The organism is Pseudomonas sp., assembly GCF_049300855.1.
Classification (GTDB): Bacteria; Pseudomonadota; Gammaproteobacteria; order Pseudomonadales; family Pseudomonadaceae; genus Aquipseudomonas.
On the sequence record NZ_JBAQKH010000048.1, the window covers coordinates 38,807 to 55,208 of the forward strand.

Annotated in this window: 11 protein-coding genes and 1 pseudogene; 11 read left to right on the plus strand and 1 reads right to left on the minus strand. The window is 59.1% G+C overall.

Annotation, left to right across the window (positions count from 1 at the left end; all coding sequences use genetic code 11):
* The first annotated feature begins 16 nt into the window (after window positions 1-16).
* The 5 genes from WA225_RS24585 to hglS all read left to right on the plus strand — a co-directional run bounded on the left by WA225_RS24585 (window position 17) and on the right by hglS (window position 6,336).
* Entirely contained in the window at window positions 17-943 is a 927-nt protein-coding gene (locus WA225_RS24585; protein WP_422610008.1) for an alpha/beta fold hydrolase, read from the plus strand.
* A 138-nt stretch (window positions 944-1,081) separates the two neighbouring features.
* The gene (gene glcD / locus WA225_RS24590; protein WP_422610009.1) at window positions 1,082-2,581 is read left to right on the plus strand and encodes a glycolate oxidase subunit GlcD; all 1,500 of its coding nucleotides are present in this window, start codon (window positions 1,082-1,084) and stop codon (window positions 2,579-2,581) included.
* Complete coding sequence (glcE, locus tag WA225_RS24595) at window positions 2,581-3,630, plus strand: glycolate oxidase subunit GlcE (RefSeq protein ID WP_422610010.1); 1,050 nt, start codon at window positions 2,581-2,583, stop codon at window positions 3,628-3,630. The genes glcD and glcE overlap by 1 nt, the downstream gene beginning before the upstream one ends.
* A 2-nt stretch (window positions 3,631-3,632) precedes the next feature.
* On the plus strand, window positions 3,633-4,853 hold the full coding sequence (glcF, locus tag WA225_RS24600; protein ID WP_422610011.1) for a glycolate oxidase subunit GlcF: 1,221 nt from the start codon (window positions 3,633-3,635) through the stop codon (window positions 4,851-4,853).
* An 88-nt stretch (window positions 4,854-4,941) separates the two neighbouring features.
* Complete coding sequence (hglS, locus tag WA225_RS24605) at window positions 4,942-6,336, plus strand: 2-oxoadipate dioxygenase/decarboxylase HglS (protein ID WP_422610012.1); 1,395 nt, start codon at window positions 4,942-4,944, stop codon at window positions 6,334-6,336.
* Window positions 6,337-6,390: 54 nt separating this feature from the next.
* Here the strand turns inward: hglS and WA225_RS24610 are convergent, their stop codons facing one another.
* Entirely contained in the window at window positions 6,391-7,068 is a 678-nt protein-coding gene (locus WA225_RS24610) for a type 1 glutamine amidotransferase domain-containing protein (RefSeq protein ID WP_422610013.1), read from the minus strand.
* Window positions 7,069-7,475: 407 nt separating this feature from the next.
* On the opposite strand from WA225_RS24610, the gene WA225_RS24615 reads away from it, so the two are divergent.
* The 6 genes and pseudogenes from WA225_RS24615 to WA225_RS24640 form a co-directional block, all read left to right on the plus strand.
* Window positions 7,476-7,991 carry an Hcp family type VI secretion system effector gene (locus tag WA225_RS24615; RefSeq protein WP_007919523.1) on the plus strand — a complete coding sequence of 172 codons (516 nt, stop codon included), beginning with the start codon at window positions 7,476-7,478 and terminating at the stop codon, window positions 7,989-7,991.
* Between the two features lie 91 nt (window positions 7,992-8,082).
* Window positions 8,083-10,125 carry a type VI secretion system tip protein TssI/VgrG gene (gene tssI, locus WA225_RS24620; protein WP_422610014.1) on the plus strand — a complete coding sequence of 681 codons (2,043 nt, stop codon included), beginning with the start codon at window positions 8,083-8,085 and terminating at the stop codon, window positions 10,123-10,125.
* Complete coding sequence (locus tag WA225_RS24625; protein WP_422610015.1) at window positions 10,115-10,852, plus strand: DUF4123 domain-containing protein; 738 nt, start codon at window positions 10,115-10,117, stop codon at window positions 10,850-10,852. Before tssI ends, WA225_RS24625 begins: the two co-directional genes overlap by 11 nt.
* Window positions 10,852-15,561, plus strand: a complete 4,710-nt coding sequence (locus tag WA225_RS24630) for an RHS repeat-associated core domain-containing protein (RefSeq protein WP_422610016.1) — start codon at window positions 10,852-10,854, stop codon at window positions 15,559-15,561. Before WA225_RS24625 ends, WA225_RS24630 begins: the two co-directional genes overlap by 1 nt.
* 10 nt (window positions 15,562-15,571) lie before the next feature.
* Complete coding sequence (locus WA225_RS24635) at window positions 15,572-15,925, plus strand: hypothetical protein (RefSeq protein ID WP_155740679.1); 354 nt, start codon at window positions 15,572-15,574, stop codon at window positions 15,923-15,925.
* Between the two features lie 170 nt (window positions 15,926-16,095).
* Window positions 16,096-16,402 (plus strand): annotated as a pseudogene (locus WA225_RS24640) (IS4 family transposase); the annotation flags it as partial.

Below are 16,402 nucleotides of genomic sequence, written 5' to 3' on the forward strand. Positions count from 1 at the left end.
TAAAAGGAAGACGTCGATGCTTTTGCTGTTTGTCGCCCTCGCGGTTTTCGTGGCCTGGAGCTGGTTGAGTTATCCGGCGGTCGGTCATTGGCTGTATGACCTGAACATGGCCATCGAGGCCAAACTGTACAAACTGCACAAGATCGAAGTGCCGATCGCCGAGATGACGGTTTCGACTTGGCAAGGCGGGCCGTACGAGGCGGCCAGCGCGATCCTGATGTTGCACGGTTACAGCGCCGACAAAAACCTGTGGCTGCGCTTTTCCCGGCACTTCGTGCGCCAGTATCGAGTGATCATCCCGGACCTGGCCGGCCACGGTGAAACCGGCTTCAAGGCCGGCGGCGGCTACGACATCCCGCTGCAAGCCAAGCGCATGATCCAGTTGCTCGACGTCTGCGGTGTGGAGAAAGTCCATGTGGTCGGCAACTCGATGGGCGGCTACATTGCCGCGTGGCTGGCCGCGACCTACCCGGACCGGATTGCCTCGTTGGCATTGATCGACCCGGCGGGCGTCACCGCGCCCGAGGCCAGCGACATGGAGCGGCATCTGGCGCGCGGACATAACCCGTTTCTGATCAATTCGCGGGAAGAGTTCCAGCAGTTCTACGCCATGACCATGGCCTCGCCGCCGTGGGTGCCGAAACTGGTACTGGACGCCATTGCTCAGCGCTACGAACAACAGCGTGATGAACTGGAAGAGATCTTCCGCGACTTCCGCGCCAGCCCGCCGATGGAGCCGAAACTCGCCGACATCAAGTGCCCGGCGCTGTTGCTCTGGGGGCGCAAGGATCGGCTGATCGACGTCAGCAGCGTGCCGGTCTGGAGCAAAGGCATCGCCAATTTGCGCGTGGAGGTGTGGGATCACGTCGGGCATATGCCGATGGTTGAACAGCCGGGGAATACTGCAGAGCTTTATCGCGAGTTTCTGGGAAGCCAAAGATGACAATGCACCCAGCCCCTGATCGTTCCCACTCTCTGCGTGGTAATGCCTCAAGGGACGCTCCGCGTCCAGTGACGCGGAGCGTCACGGGCTGCATTCTCACGCAGAGCGTGGGAACGATCAGCAAGGGGTAAGCCTGAGATGAACATTCTTTATGACGAACGCCTCGACGGCCCGCTGCCGCAGGTGAACAAGGCCGAGCTGCTCAAGGCCTTGCAGCGCGCCGTACCAGACCTCGACATCTTGTGGCGCGAAGACGAACTGAAACCCTACGAATGCGACGGTCTCTCGGCCTATCGCACCACGCCGATGCTGGTCGCCCTGCCGCGTCGACTCGAGCAGGTGCAAACCCTGCTCAAACTCTGCCATGAAAAAAACGTCCCGGTGGTGGCCCGTGGCGCCGGCACCGGTCTGTCCGGTGGCGCCTTGCCGCTGGAACAAGGCCTGCTGCTGGTGATGGCGCGCTTCAACAACATCCTGCACATCGACCGCGCCGCACGCACCGCGCGGGTTCAGCCGGGGGTGCGCAATCTGGTGATCTCTCAGGCAGCGGCGCCGTTCGGCCTGTATTACGCGCCGGACCCCTCCTCGCAAATTGCCTGTTCGATCGGCGGCAACGTCGCCGAAAACGCCGGCGGCGTGCATTGCCTCAAGTACGGCCTGACCGTACACAACCTGCTGAAAATCGAAGTGCTGACCATCGAAGGCGAACGCCTGACGCTGGGCTCCGACGCCCTCGATTCAGCGGGTTTCGATTTGCTCGCCTTGTTCACCGGTTCCGAAGGTTTGCTGGGGATCATCACCGAAGTCACGGTCAAACTGCTGCCCAAACCGCAAGTCGCCAAAGTGCTGCTGGGCAGTTTCGATTCGGTGGAAAAGGCCGGGCGCGCCGTGGCCGAAATCATTGCGGCGGGGATCATTCCCGGCGGCCTGGAAATGATGGACAACCTCGCCATTCGCGCCGCCGAAGACTTCATTCACGCCGGTTACCCGGTCGACGCCGAAGCCATTCTGTTGTGCGAACTCGATGGCGTCGAAGCCGATGTCCACGACGATTGCCAACGGGTGCGCGAGGTCATGACATTGGCCGGTGCCACCGAAGTGCGCCAGGCGCGTGACGAAGCCGAGCGCGTGCGTTTCTGGGCCGGACGCAAAAACGCGTTCCCCGCCATCGGCCGTTTGTCGCCCGACTATTACTGCATGGACGGCACCATCCCGCGCCGCGAATTGCCCGGCGTGCTGCAAGGCATCGCCCGCCTCGGCGAAGAATACGGGTTGCGCGTGGCCAACGTGTTCCATGCCGGCGACGGCAACATGCACCCGCTGATCCTGTTCGACGCCAACCAACCGGGTGAACTGCACCGCGCCGAAGCGCTGGGCGGCAAGATCCTCGAATTGTGCGTGCAGGTGGGCGGCAGCATCACCGGCGAACACGGCGTCGGCCGCGAGAAAATCAATCAGATGTGCGCGCAATTCAATAACGATGAATTGCGCCTGTTTCACGCAGTAAAAGCCGCCTTCGACCCACAAGGCCTGCTCAATCCCGGCAAGAACATTCCGACCCTGCACCGCTGCGCCGAATTCGGCGCGATGCACATTCATGCCGGACAGTTGCCGTTCCCCGAGCTGGAGCGTTTCTGATGGTCGACGCCGATGCCGCCAGCGCCCTGCTTGATCAAGTCAACGAGGCGCGGGCCAACGCCACCCCGCTGAAGATTCAGGGCGGCAACAGCAAAGCCTTTCTCGGCCGCGAGGTCGCCGGTGAAGTGCTCGACACCCGCGTCCATCGCGGCATCGTCGGTTATGAACCGACCGAACTGGTGATCACCGCGCGCGCCGGCACGCCGTTGTCCGAGTTACTTACGACGCTGGATGCCGCCGGACAGATGTTGCCCTGCGAGCCGCCGGCGTTTGGTGACGGTGCAACCGTCGGCGGCATGATTGCCACGGGGCTGTCCGGGCCACGACGGCCATGGTCAGGCTCGGTGCGCGATTTCGTCCTCGGCACCCGAGTCATCAGCGGCCTCGGCCAGCACTTGCGCTTTGGCGGTGAAGTGATGAAAAACGTCGCCGGTTATGACCTTTCACGGCTGATGGCTGGCAGTTTCGGCTGCCTCGGCGTCATCACCGAAGTCTCGCTGAAAGTCCTGCCCAAACCGCGCCAATGCCTGAGCATTCGTCTCGATATCGATTGCACCCGGGCACTGGCCAACCTCGCCGAATGGGGCCAGCAACCGTTGCCGATCAGCGCTGCCTGTCACGACGGTGAAAGTCTGTATCTGCGTCTCGAGGGCGGCGAAGGTTCGGTGACGGCGGCGCATCAACGCCTCGGTGGCGAGCCGTTGGACTCGCAGTTCTGGCGTGATCTGAACGAACAGCGCCTGGCGTTTTTCGACGAAGGCCTGCCACTGTGGCGCCTGTCGCTGCCGAATAATCTCGGGCCGCTGGACCTGCCCGGCGCGCAGTTGATCGACTGGGCCGGCGCGCAACGCTGGCTGAAATCCGACGTCGAGCACATTCACATCCTTGCTCAGGAACTCGGCGGCCATGCCACGTGTTTCAGCCATGGCGCCAGCGACTCGCCGTTCCAGCCACTGGCGCCAACGCTGCTGCGCTATCACCGGCAACTCAAGGCGCAACTCGACCCGCAAGGGCTGTTCAACCCCGGCCGGATGTACGCGGAGTTCTAGCCATGCAAACCACCCTCAGCGAACAATCGCGCCAGTTGCCCCGCGCCGCCGAGGCCGAAAAAATCCTCCGCAGCTGCGTGCATTGCGGTTTTTGCAATGCGACCTGCCCGACCTATCAATTGCTCGGCGATGAACTCGACGGCCCGCGCGGGCGCATCTACCTGATCAAACAAGTGCTCGAAGGCGCACCGGCCACGGCGCAGACGCAACTGCATCTTGATCGCTGCCTGTCCTGCCGCAACTGTGAGACCACCTGCCCGTCCGGTGTCGATTATCACAACTTACTCGACATCGGCCGCGCGGTGGTCGATCGCGCAGTGCCGCGCCCGGCTGCGCAACGTCTGTTGCGTGAAGGCTTGCGCGCGTTGGCGCCGAATCCGGGATTGTTCAAAGGCTTGCTGCGGGTGGGCTCGACGTTCCGCCCGCTGTTGCCGCGACTGCTGGAAAACAAACTGCCGCAGTATCTGCCACTTGCCGGTTTGCGCCCTGCCCCGCGCCATGCGCGGCGGGTGTTGTTGCTTGAAGGCTGCGTGCAACCGGGCTTGGCGCCGAACACCAATGACGCCACGGCGCGGGTGCTGGATCGCTTGGGCATCAGCGTCACGCCGGTGGCCGAGGCCGGGTGTTGCGGCGCGCTGGACTATCACCTCGACGCGCAAGCCAAAGGCCTCGATCGCGCACGGCAGAACATCGACGCCTGGTGGCCACACCTACAAAACGGTGCCGAAGCCATCGTGCAAACCGCCAGTGGTTGCGGCGCTTTCATCAAGGACTACGGGCATTTGCTCGAAGACGATCCGGCGTATGCCGCCAAGGCACGGCAGATCAGTGAGCGGACACTGGATCTGGTGCAGATTCTCGATCGCGAACCGCTGGAAAAAGTCTGCGCGGCGAGCGAGCGGCGGATTGCCGTGCATTGCCCGTGCACCCTGCAGCATGCGTTGAAACTGGGCGGCGCGGTGGAAGCCGTGCTGACTCGGCTGGGTTTCAACCTGACGGCGGTGCCGGACGGTCATTTGTGTTGCGGCTCGGCCGGCACTTATTCGCTGACGCAACCGGTGCTGGCCCGGCAACTGCGCGACAACCGCCTCAATGCGCTGGAGAGCGGACGCCCGGAATTGATCGTCACCTCCAACGTCGGCTGTCAGAGCCATCTGGGCAGCGCCGGGCGCACGCGTGTGATGCACTGGATCGAACTGCTGGATCAGTCGTTGGCAGAATGAAGTTCGTAGGATTCTTCGTTTGCCCGCGTGCGAGAAGGCTGCGATCTTTTCCACCATTCACTCCGTGACCGTGGCAGGAATTTTTTTCATGACCGTGCAGCCGTTCGTCAGCCCCGACCTGATCCGCCAACGCTTCTCCAAAGCGATGTCCGACATGTACCGCGAAGAAGTGCCGTTGTACGGTGCGCTGATGGCGTTGGTGGAGCAGACAAACCGCGAGGTGCTTGCAGTTCAGCCGGCTATTGCCGAGCAGCTCGACAGCACCGGTGAAATCGAGCGGCTGGACATGGAGCGTCACGGCGCGATCCGCGTCGGCACCGCCACGGAACTGGCCACCCTCGCCCGCCTGTTCGCGGTGATGGGCATGCAACCGGTGGGCTATTACGACCTGACGCCGGCGGGCGTGCCGGTGCATTCCACGGCGTTTCGTGCGGTGCATGAAGATGCGCTGCAGATCAGTCCGTTCCGAGTGTTCACTTCGTTGTTGCGGCTGGAGTTGATTGAGGATCCTGAACTGCGTGCCTTTGCCGAGTCAGTGTTGGCCCAGCGTTCGATCTTCACCCCGCAGGCGTTGCGCCTGATCGCACAAGCTGAAAGCGCAGGCGGACTGGATGAAAGCGCAGCCGAGGCATTCGTCCTGCAGGCACTGGAAACTTTTCGCTGGCACCACAGCGCCACGGTCAGCGCCGCGCAGTACCAGACCCTGAGCGCCCAGCACCGTTTGATCGCCGACGTGGTGGCATTCAAAGGCCCGCACATCAACCACCTGACCCCGCGCACGCTGGACATCGACCGTGTGCAGGAACAGATGCCGGCCCACGGCATCACGCCCAAAGCGGTGATCGAAGGTCCGCCGCGCCGTCAGTGCCCGATCCTGCTGCGTCAGACCAGTTTCAAGGCGCTGGATGAGCCGATTGCCTTCACCGATCAGAATGAAACCCGTGGCAGCCACAGCGCTCGCTTCGGTGAAATCGAACAGCGTGGCGCAGCGCTGACCCCCAAGGGCCGCGCGTTGTACGACCGTTTGTTGAATGCCGCTCGCGATGAACTGGGGGACTTCCCCAACGAAGCCAACGCCGCACGCTACAACGCGCTGATGACTCAGCACTTTGGCGAATTTCCTGACAGCGTTGAGGGCATGCGTGAACAGGGGCTGGCGTACTTTCGCTATTTCGCCACAGAAAAAGGCCTTGCGGCGGGTAGGCTGGCTGATGCGTCGCTGGAGGATTTGTTGCGCGACGGCCATGTGAAAGCCGAACCGTTGGTGTACGAAGATTTCCTGCCGGTCAGTGCGGCGGGGATTTTTCAGTCGAACCTCGGCGATGCGGCGCAGGCGCATTATGGCGAGCATTCCAATCGCCAGGCCTTCGAACAGGCGCTGGGGCGCGCGACCATTGATGAGTTGGCGTTGTATGCCGAGACGCAGCAACGTTCGATCGAGGAATGCGCCAAAGTATTGGGCCTTGATCGATCCTTGGATTAGCCCGGCCTCTGTGGCGAGGGAGCTTGCTCCTTCGCCACAAAGTCAGTGTTGTAATCAGCGCAATCGGGACAACAACGCAAATGCGGTTTCCTCGGAAGACGCCGGATTCTGCCCGGTCAGCAACAAGCCATCCTCACGGGTGTAACTCGACCAATCCGCGCCTTTGGAGAAAATCCCGCCCTTGGCCTTGAGTTCATCTTCGACCAGAAACGGCACGACATTGGTCAACTGCACCGCTTCTTCTTCACTGTTGGTAAACCCGGTGACTTGCTTGCCCTTGACCAGCGGCTGGCCGTCCTGCCCCTTGGTGTGGCGTAACACACCCGGCGCGTGACACACCGCCGCCACGGGTTTGCCGCCGTTGTAAAACGCCTCGATCAGCGCGATCGAGTGCCGATCCTCGGCCAGATCCCACAGCGGGCCGTGGCCGCCGGGATAGAACACGGCATCGAAATCCGCTGCTTTCACGGTGTCCAGCTTGACCGTCGAAGACAGTGCCGATTGCGCGGCGGAATCCTTGCGAAAACGCTCGGTGGCATTGGTCTGCGCGTCCGGCTCGTCACTCTTCGGGTCCAGTGGCGGCTGACCGCCCTTGGGGGATGCGAGGGTCAGCTGCGCCCCGGCGTCCTTGAACACGTAATACGGCGCCGCGAATTCTTCCAGCCAGAAGCCGGTTTTCTTGCCGGTATCGCCCAGTTGATCGTGGGAGGTCAGAACCATCAGGATTTTCATGTCGTTCTCACTCGTATGGGGATTGTTCAGGCGCCTTTGGCGCGGGTGTGAGTGATTGACCCTGGAGGACGGCGGATCGTTTCACCCGGCTCAATGATGGCGCTTGGCCTTACTGCGCAAGAAGTTGCGCACTTGCTGACGAAATCTGGCTCTCGATCTCGCTACAGCCCTTGATCTGCGTGGCTTCCAGACGAGTGCGCAAGAAGTTGCGCAGTACTGCGCAACTTCTTGCGCACTTTTGCCATTGATCAGCGACAGCGAGCGGCGAAAAACGCAGTCAAAACTGCTTTCGTCCAGCGCCACCGGGGGTCTCGCAAAAGCTGGCACGCTCCTTGATAACAGTCAGGCACCCACCGGGCGATTCCGCCTCCCGGGCACCCTAAATTTATCCGCAAGGAGAGCACCCCATGGCAACACCAGCGTACATGTCGGTTACCGGCGAAAAACAAGGCCTGATCACTGCAGGCGCTTTCACCGCTGACTCCGTAGGCAACACCTACCAGGAAGGCCACGAAGACCAGGTTATGGTTCAGGCTTTCAGCCACGACGTGATCATCCCGCGTGACCCACAATCCGGTCAGCCAACCGGTCAGCGCGTTCACAAGCCAGTTGTGATCACCAAGGTCTACGACAAGGCTTCGCCTCTGCTGCAAGCTGCTCTGACCTCCGGCGAGCGCATGAGCGAAATCGTTATCCAGTGGTTCCGCACTTCTGCTCAAGGTACCCAAGAGCACTACTACACCACCAAACTGGAAGACGCGATCATCGTCGCCATCAACAACAAAATGCACAACTGCCAGGATCCAGGCAACTCGCACTTCACCCACCTGGAAGAAGTGCAGTTCACCTACCGCAAAATCACCTGGACCCACGAAGTATCCGGTACTTCGGGTTCCGATGACTGGCGTGCTCCAGTCGTTTAATTACGGCTGATCGTTACAAGCATCGGCCAGCTCTGCTGGTCGATGTTGTTTTCGCAACTCCAGATTTTTGTGACAGCACGAGGAACAAGGGATGTTCGCGCCGGCCAATGAAACCCACTTTGCCCTGACTATCGAAGGTCTTTCCGCTGACTTTCAGGTGTTTACCCTGCAAGGCCGGGAAGCCATCAGCCAGCCTTTTGTCTTTGAGGTGGAGCTGGTCAGTGAGCAGCCGTCGCTGGACCTCGAAACCCTGCTGCACAAGCCGGCCTTCCTGCAACTGTCGCCCGACGGCAGCGGCATTCACGGCCAGATCTACCGCGCCGCGCAAGGCGATTCGGGCAAACGCCTGACCCGTTATTCGGTGACCCTGCGTCCGCAATTGTCCTACCTGGCGCACCGCGTCAATCAACGCATCTTCCAGAACCTCACCGTGCCGAAAATCATCGGCAAGGTCCTCGAAGAGCACGGTATTCAAAGCAACGCCTACGAATTCAAGACCGGTTCGATTTATCCCGAGCGCGTTTACTGCGTGCAATACGATGAATCGGACCTGCATTTCATCCAGCGCCTGTGCGAGGAAGAAGGGATCCACTACCACTTCGAGCACACGGCAACGGCGCACAAACTGGTGTTCGGCGATGACCAGACGGTGTTCCCGAAACTCAAACCTGTGGCCTATCAGCAAGACTCGGGCATGGTCGCCAGCGACCCGGTGATCAAGCGCTTCGACCTGCGCCTGGAAACCCGTACCAGCCGCACCACGCGCCGCGATTACGACTTCGAAAAACCACGCATCACCCTCGAAAGCGAGAACCGTGGCGACGCCCTGCCCGACCTTGAGGATTACGATTATCCCGGTCGCTTCGTTGATCGCGAGCGTGGCAAACATCTGGCCAAACGCGCCCTCGAGCGGCATCGCAGCGACTTCCAGTTGGCTGAAGGCAAGAGCGATCAGCCATTACTGGTCAGCGGCCACTTCCTTGCGCTCACCGCGCACCCGAAAGCCAAGTGGAACGACCTCTGGTTACTGACCGAAGTCCTCCACGAAGGCAAACAGCCGCAAGTCCTCGAAGAGTCGGTGACCAGCGATACCACCGCGCTGAAAGACGATTTCCACCAGGGCTACCGTAACCGTTTCCAGGCCACGCCGTGGGACGTGCCGAATCGCCCGCCCCTGCGCCACCCGAAACCACGCATTCTCGGCAGCCAGAGCGCCGTGGTCACCGGCCCGAAAGGCGAAGAGATCCACTGCGACGAATATGGTCGCGTCAAAGTGCAATTCCATTGGGACCGCGAAGGCCAGGCCGACGACAAAACCAGTTGTTGGCTGCGCGTCTCCAGTGCCTGGGCCGGCGCCCAGTACGGCGGCATCGCCATCCCGCGCATCGGCATGGAAGTGCTGGTCACCTTCCTTGAAGGCGATCCCGATCAACCGCTGATCAGCGGCTGCCTGTACCACAAGGAAAACACCGTCCCGTATGAGCTGCCGGCGAACAAGACCCGCAGCACCTTCAAGACCCTGAGCTCGATGGGCGGTGGCGGCTACAACGAACTGCGCATCGAAGACAAAAAAGGTCAGGAACAGATCTACCTGCACGCCCAGCGTGATTGGGACGAAAACGTCGAGCACGACCAGAAAATCCGCGTCGGCAACGAACGCCACGACACCGTCGAAAAGAACAGCTACAGCGAATTCAAGGCCGAAGAACACCACACCGTCTACGCCGACCGCAAAGTCGAAACCCGCGCCAACGACCACCTGACCGTCGGCGTCAATCAGCACATCAAGATCGGCACCGGCCAGTTCATCGACGCCGGGCAAGAAATCCACCTCAGCAGCGGCATGAAAGTGGTGATGGAAGCCGGCGCCGAGCTGACCCTGATCGGCGGCGGCAGCTTCATCAAAATCGACGCCGGCGGCGTGACCCTGAGCGGCCCGGTGATCAACATGAACTCCGGCGGCAGCCCCGGCAGCGGCACCGGCGCCGCCCCGCTGATGCCCGGCCTGCTGAAACAGGCCGACGCCGACAAGGCCGGCCAGGTCCTCACCCCGGCCCAGATCAACACCCTCAAACGTAACGCGCCGTTCTGCGAAGAATGCGAAAAATGCAAGGCAGGTGCCTGTGCCATCTGATCGAATTACGCCCAAGGATTGGCTGGCGCAACAGCCGTTGCAGACTGGCGAGCGCTTGTATTTGGTTATTAGTGCGGCGAGTGATTCCGACGCGCTGAAAACCCTCTACCTCTCCGAACCCACCGCCCAGCTCATCCCGATCTGGGGCGGCACGCCCTACTCCACCTGGCAACCGGTGATGCCCTACGTTACCGAACTCAAACCCAACTCGGCATTCTTGCCGTGGATCGCCGAAACCGACGCCCTTGACTGGGGCTGGCTGGCCATCTCACGCGCCGAACCGAACGACGTGTTCGAGCATCTGCGCAGCCTGACTCAGGTGAAAATGCCGGATGGGACCGAGGTGTTTTTCCGGTTTTGGGATGGACGGCATATCTACCCGATTCTGCATGGGCTGGGGGAGAAGGCTGGGGAAGTGCTGCCGATGTTTGAGCGGTATCTGATTAATGGGCAGTCGCTGGAGGTTGGGACGCGGGTGTTGCCGAAGGTGAAGGATTGGCCGTGGTGGGAGGTGCCGAAGGCGTTACTGGACGGCTTGGCCAAGGAAAATCCGACGACGCTGATCAGCAACTTGATGCAGTGGCTGGAAGAAGACCGACCGGACATTTACACCGCCTGGCCCGAAAACAACCTGAAGCTGAAAATCAGCCGTTTCGTGCGCCGTCCGGACGCACCAAAAAACCTTAAAGAAGCACTGTTAAACCACCTGATTCTGGAGCAAGGCTGATGGATCGCGTTGCCTTTGTTGACAACCAACTGAACACCTTCAAGGACAGTTTGAAGCTGTATCAGGAACAAACCAAAACCTGGTACGCGAGGGCCGCCGACAAAGCCAGTCGCGCCGCTGACCTGCCCTCTCTGCTGGGTATGGAGCGAGTGATCAAGGTTGGCGACACCAGCAAAGCGGTGAGCATGACCGACGGTAATTTCACTTCGAACGTTGCTCAGTGCCCGCTCAAGGGACCGTTGCTGATCGAGAGTAAATTCGAGTCGGTTTACGACATTCCTATTGGCGAAATCGAAGTCGAAATCGTCGCTGTGGAAGGTGGCGCAGTCAGCAAGGTCAAACTCGACGCACAAGGCAAAGCCGCCTGGACCGGGGGTATTCCAGGCAAATTCTATGAGATTCGCGTTCATAACGAAGTGACGCCGGCACAAATCGATGCGCTGTTCAGCTCCTACAGCGGCGTGACAGCTGACCTGGAAGGTTTTCTTCGCAAAGAGTGGGCCGGATTCAAACCGCAATGGTCGAACGTTTCCACCTCGGGCACCGCGATGGCGATTGGCACCGGCATTCTTGAAGGTGGCTGGGAGGCCATCAAGGGTGTGTGGGATGGCATCAATCAGGTGCTCGACATCCTGCAAGACCCGGGAAAATTCAAAGATGATCTCGGTGCTGGCGCACAAAAGCTAATCGATATCGCCCAAAGCACACCGGACGTCATGAAAAAGGCCATGTTGCTGGCCAGTGACGAAGCTGCTTTGTTCCTGTTGGTACGCAGCGCCGTGATCTGGTTGGCGGGCTTGCCGCCGATGAAGATGGCGGGCGACATAGCGAAAACCACCACGGCAATGGTCGTTGGTATCGCCATCGATATCGTGATTGGTGTGGTATTGACCATCGCGGCCGAAGGCACCGGGGTGATCTACCTTGCTGCCCGACTGAAGAATTACGGTGAGCTTGTCATCAACGCCGTGGTCGGTTTCGTTAAGTCGCTGTTCAAGATCATCAATGGATTCATGGAATACGTCGCGAAATACACCGCTGTTGCGGCGCGGGGTGTGACGGCCAAGGTGAGAAACGGAATTTCTGAGTTGCGTTTTGATGGGAAGAAAAACGCGAAACTTGCCGAAGGCAAAATAGCTGACGATGCCTCGAAGCAAGCCACGACTCCCGCTAATAAAAGCGCGGAGCCTGTGTCCTGCACGCGCGTCGACAAGTGCCCGGTTTCGATGGTGACCGGTGAAGAACTGTTGACGCTGACCGATGGTCAACTCGATGGCCTGCTGCCGTTTGAATGGACACGCCTCTATCGAACCAGCGCAGTGGAAATCGATTGCGGCCTAGGTTATGGCTGGAGCCACGCACTCGCGCATCGTGTCGAGATCGTTGGTGACGAAGTCATCTGGACCGACCACGAGAACCGCGCCACAGTTTTCCCACTTCCAAGCGAGCAACGTCCGGCCATCACCAACAGCCTTTCCCGTGCTGCCATTTTTCTCGGTGACGACCCATCGGAACTGATTCTCGCCCAAGCCGGCAAGCGACCATCGTTCTACCACTTCCGCTTTAACAGCAAAGGCGCCACCCTGATCGCCATCAGCGACAGCTATGGCAATCGACTGCACGTTACACGCGACATCCACGGTCGCATCAAACGCCTCGACAACGGCGCCGGTCGCGCCCTGCTTCTACGTTACGACCGCAAACACATTGTCGCAGTCGATTATCAGCAGTTCCTGCCTGCGGACAATCTGGAGGACGCCTGGAATACGGTGCAAACGCTGGTCACCTACAGCTATGACACCCAGTATCGTCTGATCGAGGCGAAGAACGCGGCCGGTGAAGCCGAACATTATCGCTACAACGAACAGCACGTCATTCTCGAGCGGCAACTGGCGGGCGGTGCTGCGTTCTACTGGGAGTGGGAGAACGAAGGCAAACTGTCTCGTTGCACACATCACTGGGCCAACTTCTCGCAGATGGAGGCGCACTACGCCTGGGATGACAAAGGCAGCGTGACTGTCACCAACGCCGACGGCAGCGAAGAGGTGTACACCCACGATGATCAGGCGCGACTGATCAGCAAGATCGACCCGGACGGTGCCGAGCACCTCAAGGCCTACAACGACAAAGGCCAACTGATCGCGGAGAAGGATCCGTTGGGCGCGGTCACCGAGTACCGCTACGACGACAACGGCTTGATGACTGCCGTCATCCCGCCAGAAGACGAAGCCACCACCTACGAATACATCAACGGTTTCATCAGCGATGTTCATCGCGGCAAAGCCAGTTGGAAGTACCAACGCAACCGTCAGGGCGATATCACCCAGCAAATCGATCCGGACGGCAATGCCACGCTATACAGCTACGACGGCCAGGGGCGTCTGCTGGAGATTCGCCACCCGGACGGCAGCCGTCATCAACTCGGCTGGAACAACCTCGGCCAGTTGCTGGAAGAACGCCTGCCCGATGGCGGCCAGCGCAAATATCGCTACGACGCACTGGGTCGGCAGATCACCCGCCAGGAAGAATCCGGCGCCATCACCCAATATCAATGGGACGCAGCTAATCGTCTTGCCCAAGTCACGCTACCGGGCGGTGCAACCCGTGCGTTTACCTATAACGCTTACGGCAATGTCACCGCCGAACGCGATGAACTCGGCCGCATCACTCGGTACGAATACGCCGACAACCTGCATCTGGTCAGCCGCCGCATCAATCCGGACGGCAGCCAACTGCGCTATCGCTATGACAACTCACGTCTGCTGCTGACTGAAATCGAAAACGAGCGCGGCGAGCAATACCACCTCGACTACTACGCCAACGGCCTGATCCAGCAGGAAACAGGCTTCGACGGTCGTCGCACGGCTTACGAGTATGACCTCAACGGCCAACTGCTGAAGAAAACCGAATTCGGCGACGATGGCAGCGAACTGGTCACTGAGTATCAGCGCGATGCTGCTGGTCGGCTGCTGGTGAAAACCCTGGCCGATGGCGAAGAAATCCACTACAGCTACGACGCCCTCGGTCGCCTCGTAAACGTCGATGACGGCAACTGGCCGCTCGCCTACAAATACGACCTGCAAGACCGCCTGATCGAAGAACACCAAGGCTGGGGCACCCTGCGCTACGAATACGACAGCGTTGGTCAGCTCAAACACTGCCGCCTCCCTGACGGCAGCAAACTCGATTACCGTCATCAACCGGGCGGGCAACTGAGCAACATCGACCTCAATGGCTCACGTCTGACCTCTCACCAGTTCAGTGCTGGGCGCGAACAAAAACGTCAGCAAGGTTTGCTGCTCAGCCAATACCAGTACGACGAACAAGGCCGCCTGCAAGCCCACACTGTTGGCCAGCGAGACAAGAACCTGTTCCAGCGTCGTTATAATTACGATGCCAACGGCAACCTCGCTGGCATTGATGACAGCCGCAAAGGCAATCGCAGCTACCACTACGACCCGCTCGATCGACTCATCAGCGTGCGCGGTGCTACGCCGGAAAGCTTCGCCCATGACCCGGCGGGCAACCTGCTGGGCCAAAGTAATGAAGGCACAGCAAACCTCGCCAACGTCAAAGGCAACCGCCTGCTGATGCAGGGTGATCGTCACTACGAGTACGACGCGTACGGCAACCTGACTCGCGAACGCCGTGGCACAGGACAGAAACTCGTCACCGAGTATCGTTACGACTGCCAGCACCGCTTGATCGGCGTTAGCCTGCCGGGTGGCAGCACTGCAACCTACAAGTACGATGCCTTCGGTCGACGTATAGAGAAAACCGTCGACGGCCACATCACCGAATTCCTTTGGCAAGGCGAACGCCTGATTGCCGAAAGCGCCGAAAACCGCTACCGCAGTTACATCTATGAACCGGGCAGCTTCCGTCCGTTGGCCATGCTCGATGGCGAAGGCCCACGTAAAGCCACGCCGTTCTATTACCAACTCGACCACCTCGGCACACCGCAGGAGCTCACCGACTACAGCGGCGAGATCATGTGGTCGGCGAAGTACCGAGCCTACGGTAATCTCGCCGCGCTGGACGTCAGCGAGATCGATAACCCGTTGCGGTTCCAGGGCCAGTATTTCGATGCGGAGACAGGGTTACATTACAACCGCCACCGCTACTACAATCCGGGGACTGGGCGGTTTTTAACGCCGGATCCGATCAAGCTTGCGGGAGGACTGAACAACTACCAATACGTTACCAACCCAACTGGGTGGATTGACCCCTTAGGGCTAAACAACTGCCCTGGCGTCACCATGCATAAAGGCGTGCCCATCAGTAATGATGCTCGAGGTCACCTTGAAAGAGCCGATGGCTATAGCTCCAAGTCTGGCGTTAAAGGAGCTCATAACCGAGATGATTTCCTCCAAGCAGCCACTGACAATAAATTACATATCCTTTCAGAGACGCAAAGTCCCAGCACCCCTGGTCTCTCGGAAATTACCTATGGGCGAGACTCTCTGGACAGAACGGGTAAGGTTGATGGTATTAAGGAGTTTGGTAATCCGAAAACAGTCTACGACCCGAGTGTAATATCTACTGACCAGATGTTCGAGGCGGGGAAAGAGGCCGCTGCCTCAGGTTACAGCGAAGCGAAAGCCAGTGGAAAGCGGGTATATAGTGCGTACCATGATGGTATAAAATTTCGAATTTATCTGGACGAGTCGCTAACAACCGTCACAAATTTCCACCCTTCTATGAAGTGATGACAAGAATATGACTACGCTGACTACAAGCCAAAAAAGCACAATCAATAATTGCTTATTAGATCTTTTGGAGTCCTCATCGCTGCACAACTCCAGCTTTCTTCCAAAAGCGCTGGAAAGCCTTCTCGACTCACAAGGATTCGGAATTGAAATGTCAGGAATTTATATCAGCACTGATGCTGACCCAGATAACATCCCCGAATACCTAATAGAAGGTATTGCATTCGAATTCATGGAGAGCCATGTTTCCCTACCTTTCAATGAGGCCATTGAGTGCATAATAGAGTGGTGTCAGTCGGAAAAACTGCCGAAAACTATGCATATCGAGCCAACGCTGAAAAAACTGCAAGATAAATACAAATAATCCGATCCACTTCGAATTATCTTACACGGGGAATAAAACGAGGTAAAACGGGGGCAGACCCTGAGGGATCCCCGAATTTTCTTACAGAAAATCAAGAAGTTGGAATATTGAAGAGACCTGCATGAGTCGGCAACTTGGTTTGCACCACACAAATACAAGAAACCGAACCCATGCAGGCCATCCGATTTTTACACAGAGCGCTCGCTCAAGCACTGCCCTCTATCCATTCTCGCCGCCTGACATCACTGATGAGTTGTGTCAGTTCGTTACTGCATGGACGTCGCCTGACACTGACCGCTCTTGGGCGCTTCATGAAGGGGCGTGCTTACCCCAAGCATTCGATCAAGCGTGTGGATCGCTTGCTGGGCAATCAACACTTGAGGTCAGAGCGCCCATTGTTCTATTGGGTAATGCTCCGGGCATTGCTGGGTTCGTTGAAGCATCCTTTGATCCTGGTCGACTGGTCTCGAATTGACG